At 67.4% G+C, this 24840-nt stretch carries 29 protein-coding genes; 13 read left to right on the forward strand and 16 right to left on the reverse strand.

Annotated elements, in window-relative coordinates; translation table 11 throughout:
* The first annotated feature begins 316 nt into the window (after positions 1 to 316).
* The gene (locus DU502_RS15935) at positions 317 to 1240 is read left to right on the forward strand and encodes a 2-dehydropantoate 2-reductase (RefSeq protein WP_121922035.1); all 924 of its coding nucleotides are present in this window, start codon (positions 317 to 319) and stop codon (positions 1238 to 1240) included.
* 2 nt (positions 1241 to 1242) lie between these two features.
* Here DU502_RS15935 and DU502_RS15940 read toward each other — a convergent pair whose 3' ends face one another.
* The 3 genes from DU502_RS15940 to DU502_RS15950 are packed head-to-tail and all read right to left on the reverse strand — an operon-like array spanning position 1243 to position 3248.
* The gene (locus DU502_RS15940; RefSeq protein WP_121922034.1) at positions 1243 to 1470 is read right to left on the reverse strand and encodes a hypothetical protein; all 228 of its coding nucleotides are present in this window, start codon (positions 1468 to 1470) and stop codon (positions 1243 to 1245) included.
* Between the two features lie 45 nt (positions 1471 to 1515).
* The gene (locus DU502_RS15945) at positions 1516 to 3012 is read right to left on the reverse strand and encodes a sodium:solute symporter family protein (RefSeq protein WP_121922033.1); all 1497 of its coding nucleotides are present in this window, start codon (positions 3010 to 3012) and stop codon (positions 1516 to 1518) included.
* Positions 3009 to 3248 carry a DUF3311 domain-containing protein gene (locus DU502_RS15950; RefSeq protein WP_121922032.1) on the reverse strand — a complete coding sequence of 80 codons (240 nt, stop codon included), beginning with the start codon at positions 3246 to 3248 and terminating at the stop codon, positions 3009 to 3011. Before DU502_RS15950 ends, DU502_RS15945 begins: the two co-directional genes overlap by 4 nt.
* A 155-nt stretch (positions 3249 to 3403) precedes the next feature.
* Here DU502_RS15950 and DU502_RS15955 point away from each other — a divergent pair, with 155 nt between their 5' ends.
* Positions 3404 to 4309, forward strand: a complete 906-nt coding sequence (locus tag DU502_RS15955; protein WP_121922031.1) for a DMT family transporter — start codon at positions 3404 to 3406, stop codon at positions 4307 to 4309.
* Here DU502_RS15955 and DU502_RS15960 read toward each other — a convergent pair.
* Positions 4306 to 4710: a VOC family protein gene (locus tag DU502_RS15960; RefSeq protein WP_121922030.1), complete on the reverse strand. Its 405-nt coding sequence runs from the start codon at positions 4708 to 4710 to the stop codon at positions 4306 to 4308. The genes DU502_RS15955 and DU502_RS15960 overlap by 4 nt on opposite strands.
* Positions 4711 to 4741: 31 nt before the next feature.
* Positions 4742 to 5221, reverse strand: a complete 480-nt coding sequence (locus DU502_RS15965) for an SRPBCC family protein (RefSeq protein ID WP_121922029.1) — start codon at positions 5219 to 5221, stop codon at positions 4742 to 4744.
* 123 nt (positions 5222 to 5344) lie between these two features.
* On the opposite strand from DU502_RS15965, the gene DU502_RS15970 reads away from it, so the two are divergent.
* The 8 genes from DU502_RS15970 to DU502_RS16005 are packed head-to-tail and all read left to right on the forward strand — an operon-like array spanning position 5345 to position 13454.
* On the forward strand, positions 5345 to 6769 hold the full coding sequence (locus DU502_RS15970) for an extracellular solute-binding protein (protein ID WP_121922028.1): 1425 nt from the start codon (positions 5345 to 5347) through the stop codon (positions 6767 to 6769).
* Positions 6770 to 6801: 32 nt separating this feature from the next.
* Positions 6802 to 7764 carry a carbohydrate ABC transporter permease gene (locus DU502_RS15975; RefSeq protein WP_121922027.1) on the forward strand — a complete coding sequence of 321 codons (963 nt, stop codon included), beginning with the start codon at positions 6802 to 6804 and terminating at the stop codon, positions 7762 to 7764.
* Positions 7761 to 8657, forward strand: coding sequence for a carbohydrate ABC transporter permease (locus tag DU502_RS15980; protein ID WP_121922026.1), 897 nt, complete (start codon positions 7761 to 7763; stop codon positions 8655 to 8657). Before DU502_RS15975 ends, DU502_RS15980 begins: the two co-directional genes overlap by 4 nt.
* 48 nt (positions 8658 to 8705) lie before the next feature.
* On the forward strand, positions 8706 to 9884 hold the full coding sequence (locus tag DU502_RS15985) for an ABC transporter ATP-binding protein (RefSeq protein WP_121922025.1): 1179 nt from the start codon (positions 8706 to 8708) through the stop codon (positions 9882 to 9884).
* Between the two features lie 30 nt (positions 9885 to 9914).
* A complete protein-coding gene (locus tag DU502_RS15990) occupies positions 9915 to 10367 on the forward strand; it encodes a cupin domain-containing protein (RefSeq protein ID WP_121922024.1) in 453 nt (150 codons plus the stop codon).
* A complete protein-coding gene (locus DU502_RS15995) occupies positions 10364 to 11338 on the forward strand; it encodes an NADPH:quinone reductase (RefSeq protein ID WP_121922023.1) in 975 nt (324 codons plus the stop codon). Before DU502_RS15990 ends, DU502_RS15995 begins: the two co-directional genes overlap by 4 nt.
* Before the next feature lie 44 nt (positions 11339 to 11382).
* Positions 11383 to 12429, forward strand: coding sequence for a DUF1611 domain-containing protein (locus DU502_RS16000; RefSeq protein WP_121922022.1), 1047 nt, complete (start codon positions 11383 to 11385; stop codon positions 12427 to 12429).
* Positions 12426 to 13454 carry a dipeptide epimerase gene (locus tag DU502_RS16005; protein WP_121922021.1) on the forward strand — a complete coding sequence of 343 codons (1029 nt, stop codon included), beginning with the start codon at positions 12426 to 12428 and terminating at the stop codon, positions 13452 to 13454. Before DU502_RS16000 ends, DU502_RS16005 begins: the two co-directional genes overlap by 4 nt.
* Here DU502_RS16005 and DU502_RS16010 read toward each other — a convergent pair whose 3' ends face one another.
* The 5 genes from DU502_RS16010 to DU502_RS16030 form a co-directional block, all read right to left on the reverse strand.
* A complete protein-coding gene (locus DU502_RS16010; RefSeq protein WP_158601210.1) occupies positions 13455 to 14429 on the reverse strand; it encodes an FAD:protein FMN transferase in 975 nt (324 codons plus the stop codon).
* Positions 14422 to 16692, reverse strand: coding sequence for a 4Fe-4S binding protein (locus DU502_RS16015; RefSeq protein WP_121922020.1), 2271 nt, complete (start codon positions 16690 to 16692; stop codon positions 14422 to 14424). The genes DU502_RS16010 and DU502_RS16015 overlap by 8 nt, the downstream gene beginning before the upstream one ends.
* A 296-nt stretch (positions 16693 to 16988) precedes the next feature.
* On the reverse strand, positions 16989 to 17525 hold the full coding sequence (locus DU502_RS16020) for a hypothetical protein (RefSeq protein WP_121922019.1): 537 nt from the start codon (positions 17523 to 17525) through the stop codon (positions 16989 to 16991).
* Positions 17526 to 17559: 34 nt separating this feature from the next.
* Complete coding sequence (locus DU502_RS16025; protein ID WP_121922018.1) at positions 17560 to 19083, reverse strand: hypothetical protein; 1524 nt, start codon at positions 19081 to 19083, stop codon at positions 17560 to 17562.
* Positions 19083 to 19874 (reverse strand): PspA/IM30 family protein, encoded by a 792-nt coding sequence (locus DU502_RS16030; RefSeq protein ID WP_121922017.1) that lies wholly within the window; start codon positions 19872 to 19874, stop codon positions 19083 to 19085. Before DU502_RS16030 ends, DU502_RS16025 begins: the two co-directional genes overlap by 1 nt.
* A gap of 57 nt (positions 19875 to 19931) precedes the next feature.
* Between DU502_RS16030 and DU502_RS16035 the strand changes: the two genes are divergently transcribed.
* Together DU502_RS16035 and DU502_RS16040 are read left to right on the forward strand one after the other, a co-directional pair.
* Complete coding sequence (locus tag DU502_RS16035) at positions 19932 to 20549, forward strand: alpha/beta hydrolase (protein WP_241966868.1); 618 nt, start codon at positions 19932 to 19934, stop codon at positions 20547 to 20549.
* Positions 20550 to 20582: 33 nt separating this feature from the next.
* Positions 20583 to 21104, forward strand: coding sequence for a hypothetical protein (locus DU502_RS16040; protein ID WP_121922016.1), 522 nt, complete (start codon positions 20583 to 20585; stop codon positions 21102 to 21104).
* Between the two features lies 1 nt (position 21105).
* Here the strand turns inward: DU502_RS16040 and DU502_RS16045 are convergent, their stop codons facing one another.
* On the reverse strand, positions 21106 to 21333 hold the full coding sequence (locus DU502_RS16045) for a hypothetical protein (RefSeq protein ID WP_241966867.1): 228 nt from the start codon (positions 21331 to 21333) through the stop codon (positions 21106 to 21108).
* A gap of 68 nt (positions 21334 to 21401) precedes the next feature.
* Positions 21402 to 21893: a hypothetical protein gene (locus DU502_RS16050; RefSeq protein ID WP_394338941.1), complete on the reverse strand. Its 492-nt coding sequence runs from the start codon at positions 21891 to 21893 to the stop codon at positions 21402 to 21404.
* Between the two features lie 138 nt (positions 21894 to 22031).
* Between DU502_RS16050 and DU502_RS18445 the strand changes: the two genes are divergently transcribed.
* Positions 22032 to 22208 (forward strand): hypothetical protein, encoded by a 177-nt coding sequence (locus tag DU502_RS18445; RefSeq protein ID WP_158601209.1) that lies wholly within the window; start codon positions 22032 to 22034, stop codon positions 22206 to 22208.
* Between the two features lie 21 nt (positions 22209 to 22229).
* Here DU502_RS18445 and DU502_RS16055 read toward each other — a convergent pair whose 3' ends face one another.
* The 4 genes from DU502_RS16055 to DU502_RS16070 form a co-directional block, all read right to left on the reverse strand.
* Positions 22230 to 22553, reverse strand: coding sequence for a transcription factor S (locus DU502_RS16055; protein WP_121922015.1), 324 nt, complete (start codon positions 22551 to 22553; stop codon positions 22230 to 22232).
* A 63-nt stretch (positions 22554 to 22616) separates the two neighbouring features.
* A complete protein-coding gene (locus DU502_RS16060; protein WP_121922014.1) occupies positions 22617 to 23117 on the reverse strand; it encodes a hypothetical protein in 501 nt (166 codons plus the stop codon).
* Positions 23110 to 23934: a CopG family transcriptional regulator gene (locus DU502_RS16065; RefSeq protein WP_121922013.1), complete on the reverse strand. Its 825-nt coding sequence runs from the start codon at positions 23932 to 23934 to the stop codon at positions 23110 to 23112. The genes DU502_RS16060 and DU502_RS16065 overlap by 8 nt, the downstream gene beginning before the upstream one ends.
* Positions 23935 to 23983: 49 nt before the next feature.
* Positions 23984 to 24820: an RAD55 family ATPase gene (locus tag DU502_RS16070; RefSeq protein WP_121922012.1), complete on the reverse strand. Its 837-nt coding sequence runs from the start codon at positions 24818 to 24820 to the stop codon at positions 23984 to 23986.
* Positions 24821 to 24840: the final 20 nt, after the last annotated feature.

Raw genomic sequence — 24840 nt, forward strand, 5'->3', positions numbered from 1 at the left:
GCGCAACGGACCCGCGCCCGCCGGATTCGGACGGCCTGCCGAGCCGTCGGCGCTCGCCCCGGAACGTCGTCTCGAGGTGAAGAAGTTGCCGTGCCGAAACGTTCTACAGGGGAGGCAAACGATGAGACAGCCACGAAGTATTCAAAGGATTGGCTTGAAAACCCGAGTGGGTTCCGAATACTGCCTGTACCATCGTCCCATGCGGAACCCCTCCCCTTTCCTTACTGGACGAACCGCCAATTGTGAGCCAGCGTGACGGCGCGTGGCAACGGGGACGGTCCCCCACACCTTTCACGGGGTCGGTCGTACGGTCGCTATGAAGTTCGCCGTATTCGGGGCGGGCGGCGTCGGCGGCTATCTCGGCGCACGGCTCGCGGACGTGGGACACGAAGTGCATCTGATCGCGCGTGGCGAGCATCTCGACGCCCTCCGATCGTCGGGGTTACGGGTCGAGAGCGTCGCCGGTGACACGACCGTCGACTGTCCGGCGACCGACGACCCGGCCGACATCGGGCACTGTGACTACGTCCTCTTCTGCGTGAAGTCATACGACACGCGCGAGGCGGCCGCGGATCTCGACCCGCTTCTGGGTGCGGACACGGCCGTCGTCTCCTTCCAGAACGGCGTCGACAACGAGGCGTGGCTGGCCGACGAGATCGGTGACGAGCACGTCGCCGGCGGCGTCGCCTACATCTTCTCGACGATCAAGGAGCCGGGCGTCGTGGAACACACGGGCGGGCCGGCACGGTTCGTCTTCGGCGAACTCGACGGGGAACGAACCGCTCGGATCGAGGCGCTCGACGAGGCGCTCTCGGCGGCCGAGGGAATCGAAGCGGTGCTGGCCGAGGACGTGCGGGTCGAACTCTGGCGGAAGTTCTGTCTCATCTGCGCGCAGGCAGGGATGACGGCGACGACTCGCCTGCCGCTCGGCGAGATACGGGAGACCGAGGCGTCCTGGGAGATGTACCGGCGACTCATGGGAGAGGTGAGTGCTGTCGCGCGGGCGGAAGGCGTCGATCTGCCGGAGTCGGTCGTCGACGAGTGGAGCGAGTTCGTGCAGGGGCTGGACTCGGAGATGTACTCCTCGCTGCACTACGACCTGACCCACGGCAAGCGGTTAGAACTCGACGCGCTCCACGGGTCGGTGGTGCGGCACGCGGCGACCGTCGACGTCGACGTGCCGATGAACGAGGCCGTCCACGCCATCTTGCGCCCGTGGGCGGACCGGACGGTCGAGTAATCCTACTCGTCCATGTGCGCCAGTTCGACTTCGGGGTTGGTCGGCATCCCATTCAGAATCTCCTCGACCTCACCCGCTTCGAGTTCGATCTCGTCGAGGCCGCCGTCGCTCTGGTGGAGCGAGTAGACGAAGTTGATCATCGTCGCCTGGAAGTGCGGGCTCGGCTGGTCGTTCTCGCGGATGTTTTTGATAAGCTTGGCGGCGGTTTCGTCGTCGAGAATGTCGCTCATGGGGTGGAGATAGCACGGCCCCCAAGTAGATGTTCCGGAGCGGAGCTAGTCGCCCCGGACGGCGAAGCACGCGGCGTCCTCGCCGACCGACTGCGAGGAGATGGTCGAGATGCCGACGGTGAGGAGGGCGCCGAGAACCATGAACGCGAGCGCCACGTCCCACCCACCGTAGCTCCGGGCGAGGAGTTCGACGCTCGTGCCCGCGATTTCGACGGTCGCCGCGGGCACGAGAACGTGCATGAGGTAGAGCGCCTGCGGGACGGCGATGCCGACGACCATCCCGTCACGAGTCGTCGCCTCCCAGTAGAGCGCGATCATGACCGGCGGGGCGAGGAGGGCGAACCCGGAGAACGCGGTGTCACCGACCTCGATGAGCGTGCCGGGGCGAGTGAGGCTGGCGAAGAACGCGAGGGTGGCGAAGGCGGCGACGCCGATCCGAGCGATCCACGCCTCGCGGCGCTCGCTCGCGTCCGGGTCGACGAGGGGTCGGTACAGGTCGCGCGTGAAGTACGACGACCCGGAGAGGAGCATCGAGTCCGAGGAGGACATCATCGCGGCCATCGCGCCGGCGACGACGAGCGCCGCGAACCACGTCGGCGTGTACTCCGCGAGGAGGACCGAGAGCACGTTCGCCCCCTCGGGCACCTCGATGGGGAGGCCGGCGGCCCACGCTCCGAGCATGAACGCCGGGACGAACAGGAGGAGAACCAGCACGGGCCAGAGCGCGAACGACCGCTTCAGCACCGTGGCGGACTTCGCGACGAAGAACCGCTGGTTGATCTGCGGGAACATCGTGACGCCGAAGGCGATGGTGACCGCGGTGGAGATGATGAACTGCGGGGAGTAGAGGCCGCCGCCGAGCGCGGCGAAGTCGGGGTTGGCCGCGATCATTCCCTCCGTGGCGGCGCCGACGCCGCCGATGGCGCTCACGATCCAGAGGACCGCGACCCAGAGTACCGAGAGCATGAACAGTCCCTGCAGCGTGTCGGTCCACGCGACGCCGCGCAGGCCCGCGAGGGCGACGTAGGCGATCATGAAGACGGTGATGAGCGCCGCGCCGCCCCAGTAGGGGATGGCGCCGCCAGTCAGTCCGCGGAGCGCCTCGCCGGCGCCCATCTGCTGGAGCATGACGTACGGGAACAGCCACAGGAGGCTGACGCCGGCAACGAGGGCCCGGAGACCGGGCGACGCGAACCGGTCACCGAGCATCTCGCCCAGCGTGACGTAGTCGCGAGCGCGGCCGATGAGCCACTGCCGGTAGCCGATGACGTACCAGAGGATGGCAAAGAGGATGCCGTCCATCACGCCCATCACGAGAATCCACTCGGGACCGGCGGCGTACGCGAGGTTCGGGCCCCCGAAGAACGTAAAGGCGGAGAGGAGCGTGGCGAAGGTGGTAAAGAGGAGGACGAGCGTCCCGAGTGTCCGGCTGGCGAGGTAGAAGTCCTCGGCGTCCGACCCGCCAACGCGGTAGGCGAGGAGGCCGACGCCGAGCGCCAGGAGGAGGTAGCCGACGACGATGCCGAGCGGCTGAAGCGTCACGGTTCACCACCCCGGACAGGAGGGGTCGCGTCGACGCCCATCAGCCGGTCCCACCCGGTCCGGGCGAACAGTGCGAACACGACGGACGCCACGCCCATCCAGCCGACGTGCCACCAGAGCCAGACCGGCAGGCCGGCGACGACGGTGGACGATCCCCAGAGGAACCAAGGAACCGAGAACGTGACCAGTGTGGCAAAGACCACGACCCACAGCCAGTCGCGTATCGAACGAGTCATCGGAGTACACTCGTATCTCCAACTACGTAAATGATGCCAAATAGTTCTGCAACAGAGTTTTTGAAGAAATTTTGTCTTCGATACGAATAGATGGCGAGTCTGTTCGTTCGATATCCGTCGATACCGGTAAGCCGCCGCCGGGAGAGCGATAGCGTGTGTCCGCGACCGACGATCCAGTCGTGCCACCCCTCCTCGCGCTCGCCGTCGCCGTGCTGGCGATCAGCACGAGCGCGATTCTGGTCCGCTGGAGCGACGCGCCGAACGTGATCAAGGCGCTGTATCGGGTGTCGTTCACCGTCGGGGCGCTCGTGCCGCTGACGGTGCGTGATCGGGCGTCACTCGGTCGTATCCACCGGCGCGACGGCCTCGTCGCCGCCGCCGCGGGCGTCGCCCTCGCAGCCCACTTCACCCTCTGGTTCGAGAGCCTCGAACACACCACCGTCGCCGCGAGCGTCACGCTCGTGCAGGCACAACCGGCCTTCGTCGCCGTCGGCGGATGGCTCCTCCTCGGCGAACGCGTGACGCGCCGGGGGGCACTGGGCATCGCCGTCGCACTCGTCGGCATGGTCGGCCTGTCGTTCGGGCCGGCGATCCGCGCGGCCGTCGATCCGGCCGTCGCCGCGACGGGAGCCGGTGTCGGCACGCAGTACGGCAACGTCCTCGCCCTGATCGCCGCCGTCGCCGTCGCGGGCTACTACCTCGCCGGCCGGTCGCTCCGACGACGACTCGGCGTCGTCCCCTACGCGACGGTGGTCTACGCGGTCTGTGCGCTCGTCCTCCTCGTCGTCGCCGTCGGACAGGGTGAGGCGCTGCTGGCCTACCCGCCCCACGAGTGGGCGCTCTTTCTCGGGATGGCACTGGGTCCGGGCGTCCTCGGCCACACCGTCATCAACTGGGCGCTCGGCCACCTCGAATCCCACGTCGTGAGCGTCACGCTCCTCGGCGAACCCATCGGGAGTACCGTCCTCGCGGCGCTCTTGCTGGCGGAGACGCCGACCGTCGGGACGCTTCTCGGCGGCGCCGTCGTCCTCGCCGGCATCTACGTCACCGCATCGGCCTAGTGCAGTTTGAGTTCGACCCGCCGGCCGTCGGGGTCACGCACGTACGCTGCCCAGTCACGGCCGTAGGCGCCGTAGCGCTCGCGGGGTTCGTCGGCTTCGATCTCGACGCCCGCGTCCCGGAGGCCGTCGAGGAGGGCGTCGAGTTCCGCGCGCGTCCCCGTGCCGTCGGAGCGGAGGAGGAGACAGACGTGTTCGCCACCGACATCGACGGCCTCGTCCGACGGGACGAGATGGAGGTGACGGCCGCCGGCGACGACGGCGACGTACGGGACCTCGCCGGCCTCGAACCGCTTGCGGTCGCGGACTTCCATCCCCAGCAGGTCGTGGTAGAATTCGAGTGCGCGATCCACGTCGCTCACACGGAGGGCGACGTGATCCATGTCGACGACATCCGCGTCCATAGCCGCCGATTGGAGCGCCGCCCTCAAAATCCTACTCCAGCAGTTCGCGTGTCCGCCGGTGCCGATAGCGGAACATGGGTTCGAAGCCGACCCGCGCCAGCGTCGCGGCCACCTCGCCCACCGACCCGAACGGCAGGGCGTACACCACCCGGTCGTCGACGACCGTCTCCGATCCGTCGGCGAAAAAGCGGTGGGTGTGCTCCCAGCGTCGGAACGGCCCACCCTCCATCTCGTCGCGGAAGTACGCCGTTCCGTCGTCGCGTTCGCGTTCCGTGATGACGGAGGTCCACCGCTGGCGCGGGCCGACGCCGAGGGGTCGGAGCGACGCGTCGATCCGCGATCCGGTCTCCAGAATCTCCGGGTCGGGGTCGCCGTTCGGTCCCCGCACGTCCTCGATGCGGAGGTTCATCCACCCGGGCGTCAGCGCCTCCAGACCGCGCACGCGGGAGTGGAAGTCCCACACCTCGTCGAGCGGAGCAGCGACGCGCGTCCGGCGTTGGTAGACTGCCATACTGGCGCCGTAGGGGCGAGCGACCGATAAGCGCCCCGCCGAGATCCGCCTATCATATTAGGTGATTTATTAATCTGAATGTTTATATGCCATCAAATAACACGGGTTATGTGGTGTAATACCATGGACGAAAGTCGACGGCGGTTTCTCAAACGAGCGGGGGTAGCGACAGCGGCAACGACCACCTTGGCCGGTTGTTCGGGTGGTAGTGGCGGCGGTGGGGGTGGCGGCGGCGGCGGTGGAGGCGGCGGTGGAACAGCATCGGGCGAGCAGCGAACGATTTCGGGCGACAAGGGGGAGGTCCACTTCCTCTCGGCGGAGAACAGTTCCGCGTTCAAGCAGTACTACCAGAAGTGGGCGGAGCGGTTCAGCGAGGAGACGGGCTACGGCGTCCGCCTGGAGTTCGTCGGGGTCGGATCGAGCCAGTCGGCCCGCATTTCGCGACTGTTGCAGGCCGGGAATCCGCCGGAACTGACGACGACGGCACCGGAGAAAGGTGGCGGCCTCGCGCTGCAGGGCGTACTCGCGGACCTGAGCGATCAGGCATCCTGGATGGAGGATCTGTACGGCTACGACTTCAACGAGGACTTCCTCTTCTCGTTGCAGGGCAACCAGTACGTCGTCCCCATCTGGGTGAACATGACGATGGACTGGTACCGCGTGAGTACGTGGGAGGAGGAAGCCGGCATGACGCCCCGCGAGCCCACGTGGGACGAGTTCCTGGAAGGCGTCCAGGCGACCGACGGGGCGGGCGACCGCCGCGGGACCTGTGTCCCGGCCGGGCAGACCCTGATGTCCACCGAATACTACATCGACCACATGTTCCAGAACGGTGGTCAGATCTTCGCCCGAAACGGCGACACCGTCGAGGTGGTGATGGACCAGGGCGAAAATCGGGAGCTGACCAAGGAGGTACTGGAGTACATCGGCCAGCTCAACGAAGTCTCCATCGACGGGTCGGGCTACGACTACGGCCCGCAGATCGAGTCCTACTGGTCCGAGCAGGTGAACGAAGTGAAGTACTTCGGCGCGCGCCCGCTCCAGCAGGCGGTGGCGAACAACGAGGCCGTCGCCGAGGACACCGGCCTCATGCATCCGCCGTCGAACCGCGAGCAGACCCACCAGGCCTTCTCCGAGGGCTGGGTGATGTTCGACGCCGCGGACAACAAGGAGGGCGCCCGGGAGTTCGTGCAGTTCATGTCTCGACCGGAACCGCTGTACGAACTCCTGCACATCGCGCCGCTGCACAACCTGCCGCCGTTCCCGGCGGCCGTCGACGACGAGGAGTTCCTCGACAACGAATTCATCGACACGTGGGTGCGGCCGAACGACCACATCCGCATCGAGGACGTGGTGAAGATGGTCGAAACCGCGAAGACGCTCGTTGGCGAGACCGACCCCAACAACGCGCTGGCTTCGCCGGTGTTCTCCGAGTCGACGTTCGGCAACATGCTGTTCAACTATCTGCACGGCGACATGAGCATCGACGAAGCCATCGACCAGGCCGGGAGTCGCTCCCGCGAGGTCATGGCCAACTTCGAACAGTGATGTACGGGCGTACTCCGTGGAGGTGGGCGTAGATGGGCGAAGCGACCCCGACGAGCGGGGTCGAAACGTCCGGCGGTGAGCCCACGCTGCGCGACCGACTCGGCGACCTGTTGGAAAACGAGACGTTCCTCGGGTACGGGAGCCTCTCGCCCGTCATGCTCCTGTTCCTGTTTATCGCCGTGTTCCCCATCATCTGGGCGCTGGCAGGGAGTTTCTTCGCCATCAACGCGTTCAACCCGGTGTGGGAGTGGACCGGCATCTCGAACTACCAGCACCTCTTCTTCGAGGACGGCTTCTACTGGTCCGCGGTCGTCAAGTCGGTCATCTTCGGCTTCGGCTCCGTCGCGGTTCAGGTCGTCGTCGGGATCATCTTCGCGCTCATCCTCCAGCGGTCGTTCCGGGGGAACGCCTTCGCGAGGGCAGTCGTGTTGCTCCCCTACCTCGTGCCGGTCATCGTCGTCGGCCTGGTCTTCCAGTGGATGATGAACCCGAACTACGGCGTGTTCAACCTGCTCGCCATCCGGTTCGGCCTCATCAACGAGGCGATAAACTTCCTCGGCAACCAGGACATCGCGATGTACGCGCTCATCGTCGCCGCGAGCTGGAAGTGGTCCATCTTCGTCGTGATGATGTCGCTCGCCCGGCTGGAGGCGATTCCGTCGGGGTACTACGACGCTGCCCGAGTCAACGGCGCCAACGCCTGGCAGCGGTTCCGTGACATCACGCTCCCGAACCTGAAAGGGATGATCATCCTCGTGGTGTTGCTCCGCGGCATCTGGATGTTCAACAAGTTCGACATCATCTGGATCATGACGCGGGGTGGTCCCAGTCAGTCGACGACGACGCTCCCGGTGTACGCGTACCGGGTGGCGTTCAACCAGTGGCAACTCGGGGAGTCGCTGGCCATCGCGTCGACGCTGTTCCTGACGCTCGTCGTCGGGGCAGCCATCTACTTCGGTAAATTCAACCCCGAACAGGAGGTCCGCGTCGAATGAGCTACACGACATCCAAATCACCGATCGAACGCCTGATGGACTACTACGTCAGGAACGTCCCACACGCCACGCAGAAGCGCATCAGCACGTGGCTGTTCCGCTTCCTCGTCGGGGCGACAGTCATCGTCGTCGGATTCCCGACGTACGTCATGCTGAAGGCGTCGATACAGCCCGAACTGGAACTGTTCTCGAAGACGTTCCTGTTCGTTCCGCGAAACCCGACGTTCGAGAACTTCGCGGGGCTGTTCACCGAGACGTCGTTCGCACGGTTCTACCTCAACAGCATCGTCGCGGCGCTCGGGACGATGGTCATCAGCGTCGTCTCGGCGACGCTCGCGGGGTACTCGCTGACCCGCTTTACGTTCCCGGGGAAAAAGCGGCTCGCCCAGTCGGTGCTGTTCTCCTACATGTTCCCGCCGCTCTTGCTCGCGCTGCCGATGTTCATGATCTGGCGGGATCTGCAGTTGCTGAACAGCTACCCGGGGATCATCCTGGCCCACAGCGCCCACGCGCTCCCCTTCGACATCTGGCTGATGTGGAAGTTCTTCCAGACGGTGCCGATCAGCTACGAGGAGAGCGCCTGGATCTACGGTGCGAGTCGCTTGCGGGCGATGCGCGACGTCGCCATCCCCATGGCGCTGCCCGGCATCATCGCGGTGTCCATCTTCTCGTTTGCCATCTCGTGGAGCGACTTCACGTTCGCGAACCTGCTCCTGACGCAGGAGTCGATGAAGACGCTCCCCATCGGGATGCTCGGCTTCATCGAACAGCAGGCGGTCAACTGGGGGCTCATCATGAGCGCCTCGGTGATGATGGCGCTGCCGGCCTTCTTGCTGGTGTACTTCCTGCAGAGCTACCTGCTCCGCGGCTTCAGCGTGGGTGGTCTCGGATGATCGAGACTCCCCGTCGTATCGTCGGCCGACCATACGAGGTGAGCGATCATGTCTGAGATACGCATCGAAAACCTGCGGAAAGTCTACGACGTACCGAACGGCAAAGAGGTCGCTGTCGAAGGATCGACGCTGACGGTCCCGGACGGCGACTTCCTGACCCTGCTCGGACCATCTGGTTGTGGGAAGAGCACGACGCTTCGCTGCATCGCCGGCCTCGAAAACCAGACGTCTGGCAACATCTACTACGACGAGGACGAGGTGTCCGACCGGCTGGCCCAGGAGCGCGACATCAGCATGGTGTTCCAGTCGATCGCGCTCTACCCGCACATGAAATGCATCGACAACATCGCCTATCCGCTGAAGGTGCGGGGCGTACCCAAAGACGAGCGGTACGAACGCGCCCGTGAAGTGGCCGCGACTCTGGAAGTCGAGGGCCTCGTCGAGAAGTATCCCGCCGAACTCTCCGGCGGCCAGCGCCAGCGCATCGCCATCGCCCGCGCCATCGTCAGGGAGCCGCGCGCGTTCCTGATGGACGAGCCGATGACGGGTCTCGACGAGAAGCTGAAGGTGCGGATGCGCAAGGAGCTGAAACGCGTCGTCGAGGAGACCGAGCAGACGGTCATCTACGTCACCCACAGTCAGGAGGAGGCGATGATGCTCTCCGACTGGATCGCGGTGATGAGCGACGGCGAGATCGAACAGTACGGCACGCCGAACGAGGTGTACCGCGAGCCGAACAACCGCTTCGTCGCCTCCTTCGTCGGGATGCCGGAGATGAACATGTGGATGGGTGAGACCGACGGCTCGACGGTCACCGTCGACATCGGGGAGCAGACGGTCGACCTCACGGTTCGGGACGCGGCCAGCGACGCCGAGCGCAAGGACAAATCCGGCATCGAGGAGCGGAGTTCCGACGCGGTGGAAGTCGGCTTCCGCCCACAGGCGCTCAGCGTCGTCGCCGCGGGCGACGGCGACTTCGACGCCGACCTCGACCTCGTCGAACCGATGGGTGAGAACAGCCTCTGTTACGTCGACTCGCCGATCGGCGAGATCCGCGTCGTCGAGGACGCGGTCGAGGGGCTATCCGAAGGATCGCGTGTCGGCATCGAACTCGACCGACACAAGGGGTACATCTTCGACGAAGACACCGGATCGACTATCGCACGGACGGGCGAGGCGCCGCCGGAATCGGACGGCGTCTCCGGCCGGGCGGCCACCGACGACTGACGGAACCCCGTCCCGACGCCCCCGTTTACCATGACCGACTACCATCACGGCGCGCTCGACGACTTCGAGACGAATCCGGCGAAACCCGGCCGACGATGGGAGCTCTCGCCACCGCTCGGCATCGACGCGTACAACTTCAACGTCGCGGTGCTCGCCCCCGGCGACCCGCTGTCCCAGAACGGCTATCACTACCACGAGTCGCAGGCGGAGCTGTTCTACGTGGTCGAGAATCAGTGCCGGGTCGAGGTCGAGGACGGTGGCTTCACGCTGGAGACGGACGATATCGTCCACTTCGAGACGGGGGTCACCCACCTGCTCCACAACCCCTTCGACGACCCCTGCAAGGTCGTCGCCGTCGGGAGCCCACCCGAGGGTCGGTATCCGGTCCACCAGGTCGCGTCCGCGGCAGAACTGCTCGACCGTCGGTACGGCGATCCGTCGCCGTCGGCGGAGCGAATCGACGACGCCGAACACACGACATGAAAGCGATCAGATATCACGAACACGGAGACGCAGACGTACTGACGGTAGACGACGTGCCGACGCCGGAGCCACGAGCGGACGAGGTACTCGTTCGGGTCCACGCCGCGAGCGTCAATCCCATCGACACCTATGTCCGCGAGGGTGGGGTCGAACCCGCGGGCGGCCTGCCACACGTCGGCGGCGCCGACGTGGCCGGCGTCGTCGAGGCGGTCGGCGACGACGTCGAGGGGTTCGCGGTCGACGACCGGGTGTTCGCCACGGGACTGGGGCTGTTCGAGTCGGGGTCGTACGCCGAGTACGTCGCCGCGCCGGCCGAGTCGCTCGCCTCCCTCCCCGACGAGGTCTCCTTCGTCGAGGGTGCCGCCGCCGCGATGGCGTTCGCGACGGCGTGGCGCGGTCTCGTCGGTCGAGGTGAACTCGAAGTCGGCGATGCCTGTCTGGTGCAGGGCGGCGCGGGCGGCGTCGGCCACGCGGCCGTCCAGATCGCCGCCCACGCGGGCGCCACCGTCGTGGCGACGGCAAGCGACGGCGACGAGGCGTTCGTCCGGGGCCTCGGCGCCGACGGCGTCGTCGACTACGGCGGCGACGACCTCGCCGACCGCGTCCGGGACGCGGCCGGCGGCGAGATAGACGTCGTACTGGAGACCCACGCGGCGGCCAACATCACGACCGATCTCGACGTACTCACCCGTGGCGGGCGGATCGTCGTCCTCGGCGAGGAGGGGCCGATCCGGATCGATCCCGGCGCGTCGATGACCGGGAAGATCGCCGACGCCGACGTGCGGTTCATGTCGATCATGGCCTCCCGCGACGACCAACAACCGATCCTCGAACGGGTCGGTCCGCGCCTGGCCGACGGGACCTTCGAGGTAGAAATCGAAGCGACGTACCCGTTCGAGGAGGCCGCGGAGGCACAGCGACACGTGCTGTCGAGCGGATCGCGCGGGAAGGTCGTCCTCGAAGTTCGGTAATCGAAAGCGAGAGGTTAATTCACCACACTCTCGTCGAACCAACTATGTCGATCTCACTCGGCCCGGACGACTCGGTCGCCGTCCTTGCCCACGAGAAGTTCCCCGACGGAGCGAAGACGGCCGTCGGCGTCCTCCGATACGCGAACTACGACGTGACGGCAGTCCTCGACCGGGAACGCGCCGGCGAACGTGTTACCGACCACGTCCCCGACGTGCCCGACGCTCCCATCGTCGAGAGCATGACTGACGCACTCGAAACGTCGACTCCCGACGCCCTCCTGATCGGTATCTCTCCCATCGGCGGCGGCTTCGACGAGTCGTGGCGCGCCGACGTGCGCGCCGCCATCGAAGCCGGCTGTGACGTGATCGCCGGCCTCCACTACTTCCTCGAAGACGACGAGGAGTTCGCCGGCCTCGCCGCCGACCACGGCGTCGACCTGATCGACGTGCGACGGCCGCCCGACGACCTGACCGTGAGTCAGGGCCGGGCACGCGACGCCGACGCCGACGTGGTCCTGACGGTCGGCACCGACTGCTCGACGGGGAAGATGACGACGACGCTCGAACTCGTCGCCGCGGCACGAGAGCGTGGCATCGACGCCGGCTTCGTCCCCACCGGCCAGACGGGGATCATGATCGCCGGGTGGGGGATTCCGGTCGACCGCGTCATCGCCGACTTCGCTGCCGGCGCCGTCGAGCAGATGATTCTCGACGCGGCCGACGACCACGACGTCCTCTTCGTCGAGGGACAGGGGACTATCGTCCATCCCGCCTACTCCGGTGTCACCTGTTCGCTCCTCCACGGCGCGATGCCCGACTCGCTCGTCCTCACCCACAGCGCCGGCCGCGACGCCATCCACGGCTACGAGGACTTCGCCATCCCGCCCGTCGAGGCGTACGTCGACCTCTACGAGGACCTCGCGACCCCCGTCGCACCGACCGAGATTGCCGCGGGCGCTCTCGATACGCGAGCCATCGACGACGACGACGCGGCCCGCGCGGCCGTCGACGACTACGCCGACGCCGTCGGCGGCCCGGCGACCGACCCCGTCCGCTTCGACGCGGACGCCATCCTAGACGCCCTGCTATGAACACCGACTTCGAGCGCCTGACCCTGCCCATCGACGGCGCCTTCACCATCTCCCGCGGATCGAAGACGGAGGTGGAGACGGTGGTCGTCCGCGTCAGCGACGACGCCGGTCAGACTGGCGTCGGCGCCGCCGCACCCGATCCACACTACGGAGAGACGGTCGACACCGTCTGCGCGGTGCTGCCCGATCTACTCGCCGTAGTGGCGGACGTGGACGACCCCCTCGCCCTCGACCGGATCGAGCGCCGACTCCGGGAGACGGTCCGCGACAACCCCGCCGCCCGCGCCGCCGTGAGTATCGCCTGTCACGACCTCGCGACGCGACGCCTCGGCGTCCCGCTCTACCGGCACTTCGGCCTCGACGCGGAGCGTGCGCCGCCCACGTCCTACACCGTCCCCATCGACGACCCCGACGCGATGGGCGAGCAGGCGGCCGACGCGGTGGCGAACGGCTACGAGATTCTGAAGGTGAAACTCGGGGCCGACCGCGACCGGGAACGGATGGAGGCGGTGCGGGCGGCCGCCCCCGACGCGACCATCCGCGTCGACGCCAACGAGGCGTGGACGCCCCACGAGGCGGTGGCGAAAAGCGACTGGCTGGCCGACCTCGGCGTCGAGTTCGTCGAACAGCCGGTTCCGGCGGAGAACCCCGCCGGCCTCCGGCAAGTCCACGAGCGGAGCGCCCTCCCAATCGCCGCCGACGAGTCCTGTGTCACCCTCCCCGACGTGCCCGCAGTGGCCGACCGGGCCGACATCGTGAACCTGAAACTGATGAAGTGTGGCGGCGTCCGCGAGGCGGTGCGGATGGTCCACGCCGCCCGCGCGCACGGACTCGAGGTGATGCTCGGCTGTATGGTCGAATCGACCGCCTCCATCGCCGCCGCCTGCCACCTCGCACCCCTCGTCGACCACGTGGACCTCGACGGCGCCCTGTTGCTCGCCGAAGACGCGTACGAGGGCCCGACCTACGACGGCGGGACGCTCACGGTCCCGGATCGGCCGGGGACGGGCGTGCGACCCGTCTAGTTACTTCTCGACCCGGAGCGCCTCCCACCCGTCGGCGTGACGCCGGTCCCCGTCGCGGGTCAGAAACAGCGCCGAGAGGTCGTCCCGGGCGCCGACGAACGCCGACGCCCGGTCGTCGTCCATCACGAACGCGGCGGTCGAGTAGGCGTCGGCCGTCTCCGCGTCGGGGGCGACGACGGTGACGCTCGTATCTTCCGTGGGCGACCGCCCGGTGTCGGGCGTGACGATGTGGTGGTTCGTGCGGTCGTCGTCGTAGTAGATGCGGTAGTCGCCGGAGGTGGCGACGCCGCCGCTTCCGAGGCGGAGTATCTCGGCGAGGCTGTCGCCGCGAGGGTTCTCGACGCCGACGCGCCACCGCCCGTCGTCGCCGCCGAAGGCCCGCACGTCGCCCCCGGCCTCGACGAGACCGGCGTCGACCCAGTCGCGGAGAGCGGCCACGCCGGCGTCGACCACCGCGCCCTTGGCGACGCCGTCGAGGGTGATCGGCGTGGGTGCCCGGAGCTCCGAGTCGTCGACCGTAATCGCGTCGAACGTCGCCGCGCCGACCCGTTCGCGGGCGTCCCGCGGGTGGTCGCGCCCGGATTCGTAGGCCGTCAGCACCGGGAGGACCGTGGGGTCGAACGCGCCGTCGGTCCGGTCGTAGATCCGTCGACAGCGACGGAGGAGGCCGACCAGTTCCGGCGACGGGTCCGCGAGAGCGCCCGCCGCGTTCAGCCGCGCCACCTCGCCGTCGGAGTCGTGTCGGGTGAACACCGACTCCAGCCGCGACATCTCTGCGAACGCGCGGTCGACGCCGAGTTCGGCCCGCTCCGGGTCCCGCGTGACCACCGTGACGGTCACGAGCGTCCCCATCATGAGCCGCGTGCTCCGCACCTCCGTGACCTCCCCGCGGACGAGGAGCGTCCGTCCGAGGAGGCCCGCGCCGGCGACGCCGCCGACAGCGGACAGGAACGACCGGCGGTCGAGTTCACGCATCGTCGTCACCTCCCGTCTCGTCGGGCCAGCCCGCCCCCAAGCACGAACACGACGTGTCCGACTCCGAACACGCGCACGAGGTGCCGTGCGCGTCGTCCGAGGCATCGCCGTCTCCCGTCGACCGGCGGACCATGTCGACGATGGTCCCTTCGGGGATCAGGTCCGAACTCCCCTCGAACAGTTCCGTCTCGCCGCCGTCGGTCACGGCGCGTTCGGCCAGAATCCGCTGTTGTTCCGTCGTGCGGTCCTCGGGGCGGATGCGCTCGATGAGATGCGGGTCCTGCCACGCGTCGACCGTGATACCGTGTTCGTTGTCGTACTGGAGGACGACCGGACAGCCGCCGGGGTCGTAGTAGTTGTCGACACAGACCGAACACTGGAAACACTGGAACCGGTCGATCGAGCCGTCGTCCTCGATGGCCTGAAACTCGCAGTCGGTCTGGCACTTCACGCAGTCGCCACAGAGGTCGTACCGCTGGATCGGCTTCCGCTGGAGGACGTTGCCGAGCGCCAACCCGGCGCCAAGCGGACAGATGTAGCGGCAGTACGGCCGGAACATGAACGCCCCCGAGACGATCAGAATCGCCGACCAGCCGATGTAGACGGGGTCGCTCACCAGCGAACTGTAGAAGGCGGCCTTGAACGGTTCGACCTTCGCCAGTTTCGCGCCGAAGTCAGTCGAGATGACGAACCCGATTACGATGGCGACGAAGAGCGGGTACCGAAGCTTCTCCAGTTTGACGTGGTACTCGCGTGGGAGTTCGTACGCCCACGGTGTCACCTTGTAGAGCAGTTCCGAGAGCGCGCCGAACGGACATATCCATCCGCAGAAGACGCCACGTCCCCACTTCGGGAGGACGAGGGCGATGCAGATGAACACGAGTGCGACGAGCGGCGCGGAGAAAAAGAGCGCCCACCGGAAGCCGCCGGTCGTCGCCCACGAGATGAGTTCGCGGACGAGGATGGCGATCTGCTGGGTGGTCGGCTGGGTCGGGTGGTACCAGCCGAGGAAGACGAGCGTCACGCCGAGCGTGCCGATCCGGAGGCGGTTGACCGTCACCCCCGCGTACCGGCAGATGCGCGAGCGGAACGCGAACACGCCGAGGATGCCGCCGAGGAAGAGGACGAGCGCGACGACGGACCCCCAGATGTCCTCCCACGCCGACTCGACGGTGCCGACCCACGCCGGCAACGCCTGCGCGGCCGCGGCGTCGACCGGGTCGCGAACCGCCAGCCCACCGGGGCCGTAGGTGCGGCGGACGCGCTCGCCGCCGACGGTCAGATCGAGGACGAACGAACGGGACGTGTCGAGGCCGCGAACCACCAGCGCGGCGCTCCAGTCGACGCCCTCGACTCGCGTCTCGTGGACTGGCGGTGCGTACGACTGTGTCCACTGGTGGAGCCGAAGTCGGTCCGGGCGAGTAGTCGATCCGGGACCGTCGAGGCCGACCCAGAGCACCGTCGCGTTGGCGGCGAGACTCGCGTTCGACTCGCCGAGCAGGCTCTGTCTGACGGGCGCCGCTTCGATTGGCGCCGCGTAGAGATCCAGCGATGCGGAGGCGTTGGGACCGTCCGTCGCCCCGGCGGTCCAGTGAGCGAGCGCCGTCCCACGACCGAGGTCACCGAGCGTCATGCGACGATCGGTCGTCGTCTCGTTGGTCGCCGTCTCGTTCGCGGCCGCCGACTCATCGACCGCCGAGTCCGAGACGATACCCTTCTCCTCGGCCACGAGACGGGCCGAGCGCGTCACCGTCTCGATGGAGGCCCGCGTGGTCACGGACGCGCCAGTGAGGGCATCGACGTGGTATTCGCCGGACTCGGCGTCGCGGAGGGTGACCTCCTCGGTGACGGACATACCGACCATCTGGTGGCTGAATCGGCGCAACCGCTGGATGGCGGAGAGGCGGTCGAAGAAGGGTTCGTGCTGTTCCACGAGTTCGATCCCGCGGATGGTGCCGTTGGTGTCGAGTGCCACTAGGAACTCGATGGGTTCGTTTCCGTAGCCCTCCACGTCAACCACGTTGCTCGTGAGGTAGACGTAGCCCAGGAGTCGGCGCTCGCCGTCGACCTGTTCGTAGGCTTCGACTGTTCGATACGTCCCCGACGGCTCGGAGAAGGAGTCGGCGCCGGGATAGACCTTCGAGAGACTCCGCTCCGAGAACGGGTCGTCGATCGTCGACCGGTCGACTGCGGCCACTGGTGCCGACATCGAGAGGACGAGCACCAGGGCGAACACGACTGCGAGCCGTCGACCGTGCGTCATGGGTAGCGAGACGCCGTCGAACTGGCGCCGGAATCAGGCCGATATCCGCGTTCGAAAGACGGACTGGCGTGAGGTAAATCCGATCGCGAACGGGTTCGAACCGTCGCCTCGTCCGCGGGGACCGAACCGACTCGCGGCGGCGTCCGACACACCGTGCCGACGGGGACCGTTCCGACGTAACCGACAGAATTTGCCGTTGTCTCTGACACGATAGCCATCGTCACGCGATGGGTGTTAACTGTATGGGTCGAATCCTCCCGTTCGATAACGAGCCGGCGGGCGATCTGTCGACTGTATCACCAGTCTCGGTGCGTCGTGACCGAGCGCACCACGTGGACGAGACGCGTTCCGAGAAGCACCGTCCCGAGAGCGACCACGGCCCCGCCCACGGCGCTGGCGATCCACGGAACACTCGTCCCCGACGTGCCCGCGGCCGGCACGTGGAGCAGCGACGTGAGGGCGTTCATCGCCCCGAACGTGACGGGAACGCCGACGAGAAACGGCGCGCTCCACGCCATCATCGTCGTGGTAACGAGGTCCGGCCGCGACACCGACAGCCAGCGGTCGAGCGTGGCGGCCGCAACGAGCTGCGGGAGCAGACCGAGCAACAGAAACAGGCCGGCGGCGGCCGGCGCCTCGTCGTACAGAGCGAGGACGCCGAACCCCGTCACGCCGAGGAGCGCGAAGCCGTATCGAAACGGACCGGGCAGCCGGCCGGTTCGGCGGACCCACGCGTAGGCGGCGACGGTGGACAGCGTGGCGAGGACGGCGATACCGCCGAGCACCCCCAGCAGGGTGAGCGCGGCGAAGCCGGCACCGAGGCCATTCGACATCGAATCAGGGTTCGGCCGGCCGGTGGATGATCCTTCACCAGTCAGCGAAGACCGTCTCGCCGCCAGCGCGGTCGAGATAGTCTCGCTGCATCGTCTCGATGGCCTCGGGCAGAGTCGCGCCGTCGTCGACGGCGTCGCGGACACGCGCTTTCTTCCACGCGCTCGGAGCGGCCCCGTCGCGCCGGCGTTCGACCGGGTCGAGGTAGCTGTCGATCACGTCGTCGGCGATGCCGGCGTCCCGCAGGCCGCGGCGGGCGAACGCGAACACCTCGTCGTAGATGGTCTCGGGGTCAGCAGTCCGCTCGCCGTCGGCCGTCACCCACGCGAGGTCGGCGTCCGGTCCCCGGTCGACGGCGTCGTAGAAGCAGTCGCGCGCGGCCGTCCACGGCAGGTCGGTGAGCGGGTGGTCGGCGTCGATCAGTCCACGGAGGAGACCGACGACGAGCACCTGCACCGAGACGGTGTCGCAGACGGTGGGCTGGGTCGGGAGCGGGCGGTACTCGATACGGAGCGACGCGCCCGCGTGTTCGGTGCCGACGGGTTGCCCGCCGATCACGCCACGCACCCACCGCCAGTGGACGCCTCGCTTGTGGTCGTACTCCCGGATCGTCGAGCGGTAGTCGTCGGGGTCGCCCGGACCGTCCGCGAGGACGGGCGCGTACGTCTCGTCTTCGACAACCCGGTCCACCACGTCCGTCGCGCGGTCGAGGTCCGACGGGAACCGAACCTTGCCTTCGCCCCGCGGCGCCCCGGCGTTGATGCTCTTCTCGAAGACGTGGATTCGGAGTTCGTGGGGCGTCGCCGGGATCACGTCGGGGTCGTCGTCGTAGCAGTCCGCCGGGAGAAACGGGGAGTTGCTCGTCAGCGCGAGGATCGGGCCCGCCGTCCGCAACGCGGCGTTGAAGTACGCAGGGAACGCGTCCACGTCCGGAATCTGGAGGTGTGGCTGGATCGACGTGGCGAGCGATTCGGCGAGAATCGTCGGGTAAGAGAGGGTCGCACCGGGCACGTCGAGCGTGATCCGACCGCCGCTCCGCTCCAGAATCTCGTTGTCGAGGGCGACGTAGCGCGGGTGGTGGCGCATGTTCTCGGCGACGGTCACCCCGTCCCGCTTCTCGATTCCACCGAGATAGGCGTCGGTTCCTCCCACGGGTGGGATGGTCCACATCGCGTCGAGGGCGGGCGCGAGGTCCTCCGCGGCGAGCGCGTCGATCGCCGCCGAGACGTTCGCGTCGATCCGGTCGGCCTGCTCGGCCACGCCCGCGGCGTCGAACACCGTCGCCGTGGAGTTGACCTCCAGATTGTGGACGCCGAGTTCCTTCGCACAGCCGCCGCGCTCGAAGACGCGTTCGGGGATCCGCGCCAGGCGGCCGTCCGTATCGACGGCGTACGCCTCCAGTTCCATCCCGACCGCGAACTCGTCGGTGTCGAGCCGGCCGGATCGGATGTCGTCGCGGATGCGCTCGGCCTGGTCGCGCACCCGGCGGTCGAACGTCTCGCGGACCTCGGGATCGGTCGATCGCTCGACGGCGGCGACGAGGTCGGTCTCGTCGCCCATCAGGCCGACTCCTCGTCCTCTTCTTCGCGCAACTCGTCGAGTTCGGCTTCGATGTCGGTGGCGGCCGGTTCGGACGCGGTGTCAGAACCGCTCGACTCTCCCATCTCCGCTTTCAGCGTCTCCAGTTCGGCGTCCACCTCACTCGACGTTCGCCCGGTCTCTAGCTGGCGGTCGATCTCGTCCTGATCCGAGAGGGCGTCCTCGAACGCGCCCGTCTCCTGCAGTTCGTCCATCGCCGCCGCGCGGGCCTCCATCTCGTCGGTTCGCTCCTCGGCACGCTCCAACGCCCGACTCACGTCGCCCATCTCGTCGCCGACGCCGCTCATCGCCTCCGAGACGCGGGTCGACGCCTCCGCCGCCTCGTAGCGCGCCTTCATCGTCTCCTTTTTGGTGCGGAACTCCTCGATCCGGCGCTGGAGTTCGTTTTTCTTCTCCACCAGATCGTCCTGCGTGGACTGGAGGTCAGCGATCTGGTCCTCCAGCTCCTCGATCTGGTTCATCTTCTCCTTTTTCTTCTCTAACGCCCGCCGCGCCAGGTCGTCGCGGTCCTGTCGCACCGCCTCCCGTGCCTGCTCGTTGTGTTTGTCGACGTTCTCCTCCAGCCGCCGCTTCTGAATCTCCAGTCGCTTCTTCTGGGTCGTCAGATCGGCGATGCCCTGTTTGACCTCCTGCAGTTCGTCGCGCATCCGCTCGTAGGAGTAGTCGAGCGTCTCCGTCGGGTCCTCGGCCCGATTCAGGAGGGCGTTGAGCTTCGACCGGACGACGTAGGAGGCCCGCGAGAGTATTCCCATACCCCTCCGTTTGGGACGCGAGGCTTAAAATCTCACCCGCCGGGGAGCGACAGGATTGTGCCCCCGCACGGCGTAGCGGCCGGCGTGCCGACCGAACGCCTCGCCCTCCCCGGCGGCCGCGACGTGCGCGCGAGTCTCGATACGAACGGCCAAGCCGACGCCGTCCTCGTCGCCTGCCCGCCCCACCCACAACACGGCGGCACCCGGCACGACGGCCGCCTGACCGCCGTCAGCGACGCGCTTCCCCCCCGTACCGACTGCCTCCGCTTCGACTACGGCCCGTGGGACGAGGGGCGAGGGGAGCGAACCGACGCCGAAAGCGCGGTGGAATGGGCCGCCGAGCGATACGACCGAGTGGGTCTCTTCGGCTACAGTTTCGGCGGCGGCATCGCCCTCCGTGTCGCTAGCGAGGCGGACGTAGTTGCCGTCGCTGCCCTCTCACCGATGGCGCAACTGGAAGACGGAACGGACGTGGCCGCCGCCGTCGGGCGGATCGGCGTACCGCTGTGGATCGGGTACGGGACCCGAGACGACACCGTCGACGCCGAGCGTGTCGCCGCGGCGGCCCGCGATCACGGCGCCACCGTCGAGACGTTCGCCGCCGATCACTTCTTCGTCGGACAGGAGTCGCAGGTGGGCGAGCGGGTGGCGGCGTTCGTCGAGAACACGCTGTGAGGGCTTTTGTCCGCCGGAGCCGTACGTGTTCACGTGCGACGGTACACTCGCCGACGTGTGGTGACCGGTGCGGCGGCCCTCGGTGTCGGGGTCGCAGGGTGTGCGGGAGACGGCGGATCGGCGGCCGAGGGCGACGACACCGCCGAGACGACGCCGACGGTGACCGATACCGAATCCGACTCGGCCGCCCTCGACCTCCGTGAGGCGAACGTCGTCGCCGTCGAACTCGACCGCCGCGACGACGGCACCCGGTTCGACGTGACGCTCCACCACGACGACGACGGCGAAGCGGGGTACGCAAACTGGTGGCAGGTCGAGACGCTCGCCGGCGAGCGACTGGGGCGGCGTGACCTCCTGCACGCCCACGGCACCCGCGAGTTCACACGCTCGGCGACGGTGTCAGTGCCCGACGACACGACCTGCGTCGTCGTCCGCGGCCACGATCAGACGCACGGCTACGGCGGGCAGGCGATGCTCGTGAACGTGGAGACAGGGGCGACGACGGCCGTTCGACAGGGGAGCGATCGGCTGTCGATGGCCGACCGGGAGTGCTGAGTTACTCCTCCCGTTCCTGCTGATTGAGCTTCAGGTACGCGGCGAACCCGAGAATGGTCGCCGGCCACAGCCCGACGAACTGTCCTTTCTGTTCGTCGCCGCGCACGTAGTAGTAGTACAGCGCGAGGGCGACGGAGCCGATGGAGGCCATCCCCGCCGGCCCGAGACCGCTCGCTTCGAGTTCGTTCGCCAGTGCGTTCGTCTCGTCGGTCTCCGAAGTCGAGCTCACACATATTAGTTGGATTGCAGACATATATCATCGGCCACCCCACAAAGAGGGTGACGACGGCACGCCGCTCAATCGCTCTCGTCGTCCTCGTGTTCCGCTTCGTGTTCCTCGATCGACTCCCAGAGGACACACCAGTCGGCCGGATCGACGTACCCCTCGACCTTGGCGCAGGCGCCGAAGCCGTCGCCATTCTTGTCGGGGATGTACTCCGCGCAGTTGCCACAGTCTTCGCCCGGTTCGGCGGACCCGGCCTCGACGGCCGCCTCGGCCTCCTGAAACGACACGTCCTCCTTCCGTGCCAGTTGGTCGGGGTCCCGCCGCTCCTCCGCCTGTGAGAGCGCCGTCCGGTACGGTTCCGGAACCGGCCCGTGTTCGAACTCCTCCTCCGAGACGCCCTCGGGGCGTTCCTCCTCGTGGTCGTCTTCTTCGTCCGCCACCTCCGTCGCCGTCGGCGTGGCTCCACCCCCACCGTCACCCCCGACGCAGCCCGCGATCCCACCGAGACCGGCCGCACCCACAAGCCGGAGGAATCGCCGCCGCGTGTTGGCTATCAGTCCCACATTCACAGATAATATCCTGCTACGTGTTAACGTGACTATATTTCTCGCAGTGTGATAATCTCCTGCGATGCGGTCGAATTTTACCCGCGGTACGGCCTCGGCGCAACGCCCATTGCCCTCGATACGTGATATGGTATCATGCCTATCCATCAGGGGTACGAACAGCACGAGGGCGAACGTATGGGGTACTACCAGTGGGGCGACTCGGGAACGAAGTATTACTACACGCCCGGCAACGAGACGGCGCGGAAGCGCGCGAAGACGAAAGCGGAGAACCAGCAGGCTGCGGCGCACGCGAGCGGGTACGAGGAGTGATCTGGGGCGCCGTTCGTCCTATCAGTTGTACTCCCGCCAGCGGTAGCCACACTCCTTGCATTTGAAAAAGCGCGTCGGCGGTTCGTCGGCCGCACCGGTCTGTTTGATCGTGTACCACGCCTCGCCGTGCCCGCATTTATCGCAGGTCACGTCCGTCGCCGTGGGTTTCCCCTCGAAGTTCGCGCCCTCTTCCGTCTCGATAACGTCGTCGTCGCTCTGGGCCTCGGTGGAGACGAACTCGGCGGCGCGTTCCTCGTCACGGTCGGCGGTCGCACCGCAGGACGTACAGACCATCTCGCCGTCGCGGGTGTGCATCATCGACCCGCAGTCGTCACAGAACTGCATTCGTGCGGCGTAGCGGGTCGACCTACAAAGGTGACTCGGGTGGACGGTTGCGGTCGTTCCCCGTCAGTCGAACGAGGCCGCGTCTTCGTCCTCGACGATGGGACAGTCCCGCACGCGGAAGTGATCGCTGTCGACCACCTCGACGATGGTCGTCCCGTCGTGGGTGCAGGCCGTATCTGGCGGCGCAGCGAAGTGGGGGCACCGCTGACAGAAGTCGCGTTTCGGGACGACGTGTTCGTCCGGTTCGCCGACGGCTTCGGCCTCGGCACCGAGGCCGACCCGATCCTCCGGGCCCGTCTCGCCTTCGACGAACGACTCCCAGACCTCCTCGTCGTCGACGGAGCCCACCTCGACCGATTCGAAGAGGTCGGCCTCGGGCGCGTCGGCGTCGAAATCCGTCTCCTGCGCCTCCCGTCGGGCGCGCACCTCGCGAGCGAGGTCGTCGAGCGGGGCACTATCGTCGTCCGACTCGGGGCCGGGAGCATCCGTGTCCGACTCCGGTGCCGAATCAGGTGCATCGCCCACCTCGCCGAACGGGTCGACCGGATCGTCACCCTCAGTCATCGCTCGAGCCCCCGACTTCGACGTCGAACAGGTCGGCCGGGTCGTTGGGCACGCTGAAGTCGTCCGTGCCGTCGGTCAGGGCCGGGTGGTCGCCCGTCTGGAGCGTGGCGCTACCGAAGAAGCCCGAAGCGGGATCGAAGTCGACGAACGTGGCCTCGCAGTGGGGACAGCGGGCACGGGCGAGGAGGCCGAGGTCGACCGTCGCGTCGCAGTCGCCACACGCCGCCGTCCGCTCGCCGTGCCGGTTCGCGGCAGTCCGTAATTCGTCGACTGCCTGTCGGTCGTGTTCCGCGGCGGCGACACGCTGGAGTTCGGCGCGGAGGTCGACGACTGCACTGGCCAGCGTGTCGGTCTTCTCGTCCAGATCGTCGGCCGCGTCGGTCAGATACTCCAGAATCTCCTCGTAGTTCTCGAACCCGCGGTCGAGGCGGTCGGCGAGGTCGTCGACTTTGGCGTCGGCGTCCGCGGCCGCCTGGGCAGTCGCGTCGACTCGCTCTTCGAGGTCCGGATGCCCGTGATCGCGCGGGGCTTTGGCGTCCGTCTCGCGTTTGATCTGGATGACCCGCTCGCGCACGTCGTCGATCTTCTCGTCGAGGTCGTCTTCGACCGCCGCGACGCGGTCGACGACGTCGTCGACTTCCGCGTCCAACTCGTCGAGACGGGTCTCGGAGGGGTCGTCCGCCTCGGCGTCGAGCGTGCGATAGACCGCCGCGGCGCGCGCGAGAATCGTCTCCGGGTCGGTGTCGCGCTCGGTCGCCTTCCGCTCGACCCAGTCCCGCAACTCCGGCGGGAAAGCCTCGGACTGTTCCCCTGCCATCCTGTAGGCGCTTGACCTCCGGAGCTATAAGTATGACCGCCTAGTTATCTCATCTAATTTTTCGGACGCCGCTCACGTCGAACCCGCCCTCGTGAATCTCCGTCTCGAATCGGATGATGTTCTCCGCCTCGATACGGGAGAGGACGCCCCGGAACTCCTTGACGAACATCGTCCGCGCGCGTTTGGAGCCGCCGCTCTCCCACCCGAACTGGAGGGTGCCCGAAGCGGCGTCGACCAGGTGGCCGAGTTCTGTCGGCGCCAGCGTCTCCTCCTGTACCAGCATCAGAATGAGTCCTCCCCAGTCGTACGCCGCCTTCTGGACGCCCTTCATGAGGAGGGCGATGTCGCTCCAGGTCATGTCGCCGCTGACGGCGGCGACGAGGTCGGTGATGGAGTCCACGACGACGAGGTTGCCCGCCGCGTGCTCGCTGAGATAGTCACCGAGCGCGCCGAGCGCGCTCTCGCGGCGCTCCTCGCTCGCCAGATCGCTCACCGTCCGGGTCTGGCCCACGTACCACTCCCGCGGAATCGGGCTCAGCTGGAAGTATTCGGGCGAGAGGTCCCGAAAGTGGACGTGATCGACCGCCGCGCGGACGAGATCGTCCTCCATCGTGTACGCCATCTCGCGTTCGAGCTGGTCCGGGGCCGCGGTGAAAGAGACGTAGTGAATCTCGTCGGGGGGCTCGGCGGCGGCGTCTAGCTCGCCGTAGTGGAGTTCGAACGCCTCCGTGTCGCCGTAGTAGAGGCCGTTCATCGCGGCGCTGGTGTGGATGAACTCGCGGGCGCCCGCCCCCGCCTCGCCGCTCAGCAGGACGACGCTCCCCGGTGGCGCACCGCCGCCGATGATCGAGTCGAGGCGGGCGATACCGAACGGAATCCGGGCCATGGACGCCCTACGGCCGACGG

The sequence above is a fragment of the Haloplanus aerogenes genome (assembly GCF_003856835.1).
Taxonomy (GTDB): domain Archaea; phylum Halobacteriota; class Halobacteria; order Halobacteriales; family Haloferacaceae; genus Haloplanus; species Haloplanus aerogenes.

Coding starts and splice junctions, on each gene's coding strand:
- DU502_RS15935 (WP_121922035.1), top strand. CDS start 317: ATGAAGTTCGCCGTATTCGGGGCGGGCGGCGTCGGCGGCTATCTCGGC.
- DU502_RS15940 (WP_121922034.1), bottom strand. CDS start 1,470: ATGAGCGACATTCTCGACGACGAAACCGCCGCCAAGCTTATCAAAAAC.
- DU502_RS15950 (WP_121922032.1), bottom strand. CDS start 3,248: ATGACTCGTTCGATACGCGACTGGCTGTGGGTCGTGGTCTTTGCCACA.
- DU502_RS15960 (WP_121922030.1), bottom strand. CDS start 4,710: ATGGACGCGGATGTCGTCGACATGGATCACGTCGCCCTCCGTGTGAGC.
- DU502_RS15965 (WP_121922029.1), bottom strand. CDS start 5,221: ATGGCAGTCTACCAACGCCGGACGCGCGTCGCTGCTCCGCTCGACGAG.
- DU502_RS15970 (WP_121922028.1), top strand. CDS start 5,345: ATGGACGAAAGTCGACGGCGGTTTCTCAAACGAGCGGGGGTAGCGACA.
- DU502_RS15975 (WP_121922027.1), top strand. CDS start 6,802: ATGGGCGAAGCGACCCCGACGAGCGGGGTCGAAACGTCCGGCGGTGAG.
- DU502_RS15980 (WP_121922026.1), top strand. CDS start 7,761: ATGAGCTACACGACATCCAAATCACCGATCGAACGCCTGATGGACTAC.
- DU502_RS15985 (WP_121922025.1), top strand. CDS start 8,706: ATGTCTGAGATACGCATCGAAAACCTGCGGAAAGTCTACGACGTACCG.
- DU502_RS15990 (WP_121922024.1), top strand. CDS start 9,915: ATGACCGACTACCATCACGGCGCGCTCGACGACTTCGAGACGAATCCG.
- DU502_RS15995 (WP_121922023.1), top strand. CDS start 10,364: ATGAAAGCGATCAGATATCACGAACACGGAGACGCAGACGTACTGACG.
- DU502_RS16000 (WP_121922022.1), top strand. CDS start 11,383: ATGTCGATCTCACTCGGCCCGGACGACTCGGTCGCCGTCCTTGCCCAC.
- DU502_RS16005 (WP_121922021.1), top strand. CDS start 12,426: ATGAACACCGACTTCGAGCGCCTGACCCTGCCCATCGACGGCGCCTTC.
- DU502_RS16010 (WP_158601210.1), bottom strand. CDS start 14,429: ATGCGTGAACTCGACCGCCGGTCGTTCCTGTCCGCTGTCGGCGGCGTC.
- DU502_RS16015 (WP_121922020.1), bottom strand. CDS start 16,692: ATGACGCACGGTCGACGGCTCGCAGTCGTGTTCGCCCTGGTGCTCGTC.
- DU502_RS16020 (WP_121922019.1), bottom strand. CDS start 17,525: ATGTCGAATGGCCTCGGTGCCGGCTTCGCCGCGCTCACCCTGCTGGGG.
- DU502_RS16025 (WP_121922018.1), bottom strand. CDS start 19,083: ATGGGCGACGAGACCGACCTCGTCGCCGCCGTCGAGCGATCGACCGAT.
- DU502_RS16030 (WP_121922017.1), bottom strand. CDS start 19,874: ATGGGAATACTCTCGCGGGCCTCCTACGTCGTCCGGTCGAAGCTCAAC.
- DU502_RS18445 (WP_158601209.1), top strand. CDS start 22,032: ATGCCTATCCATCAGGGGTACGAACAGCACGAGGGCGAACGTATGGGG.
- DU502_RS16055 (WP_121922015.1), bottom strand. CDS start 22,553: ATGCAGTTCTGTGACGACTGCGGGTCGATGATGCACACCCGCGACGGC.
- DU502_RS16060 (WP_121922014.1), bottom strand. CDS start 23,117: ATGACTGAGGGTGACGATCCGGTCGACCCGTTCGGCGAGGTGGGCGAT.
- DU502_RS16065 (WP_121922013.1), bottom strand. CDS start 23,934: ATGGCAGGGGAACAGTCCGAGGCTTTCCCGCCGGAGTTGCGGGACTGG.
- DU502_RS16070 (WP_121922012.1), bottom strand. CDS start 24,820: ATGGCCCGGATTCCGTTCGGTATCGCCCGCCTCGACTCGATCATCGGC.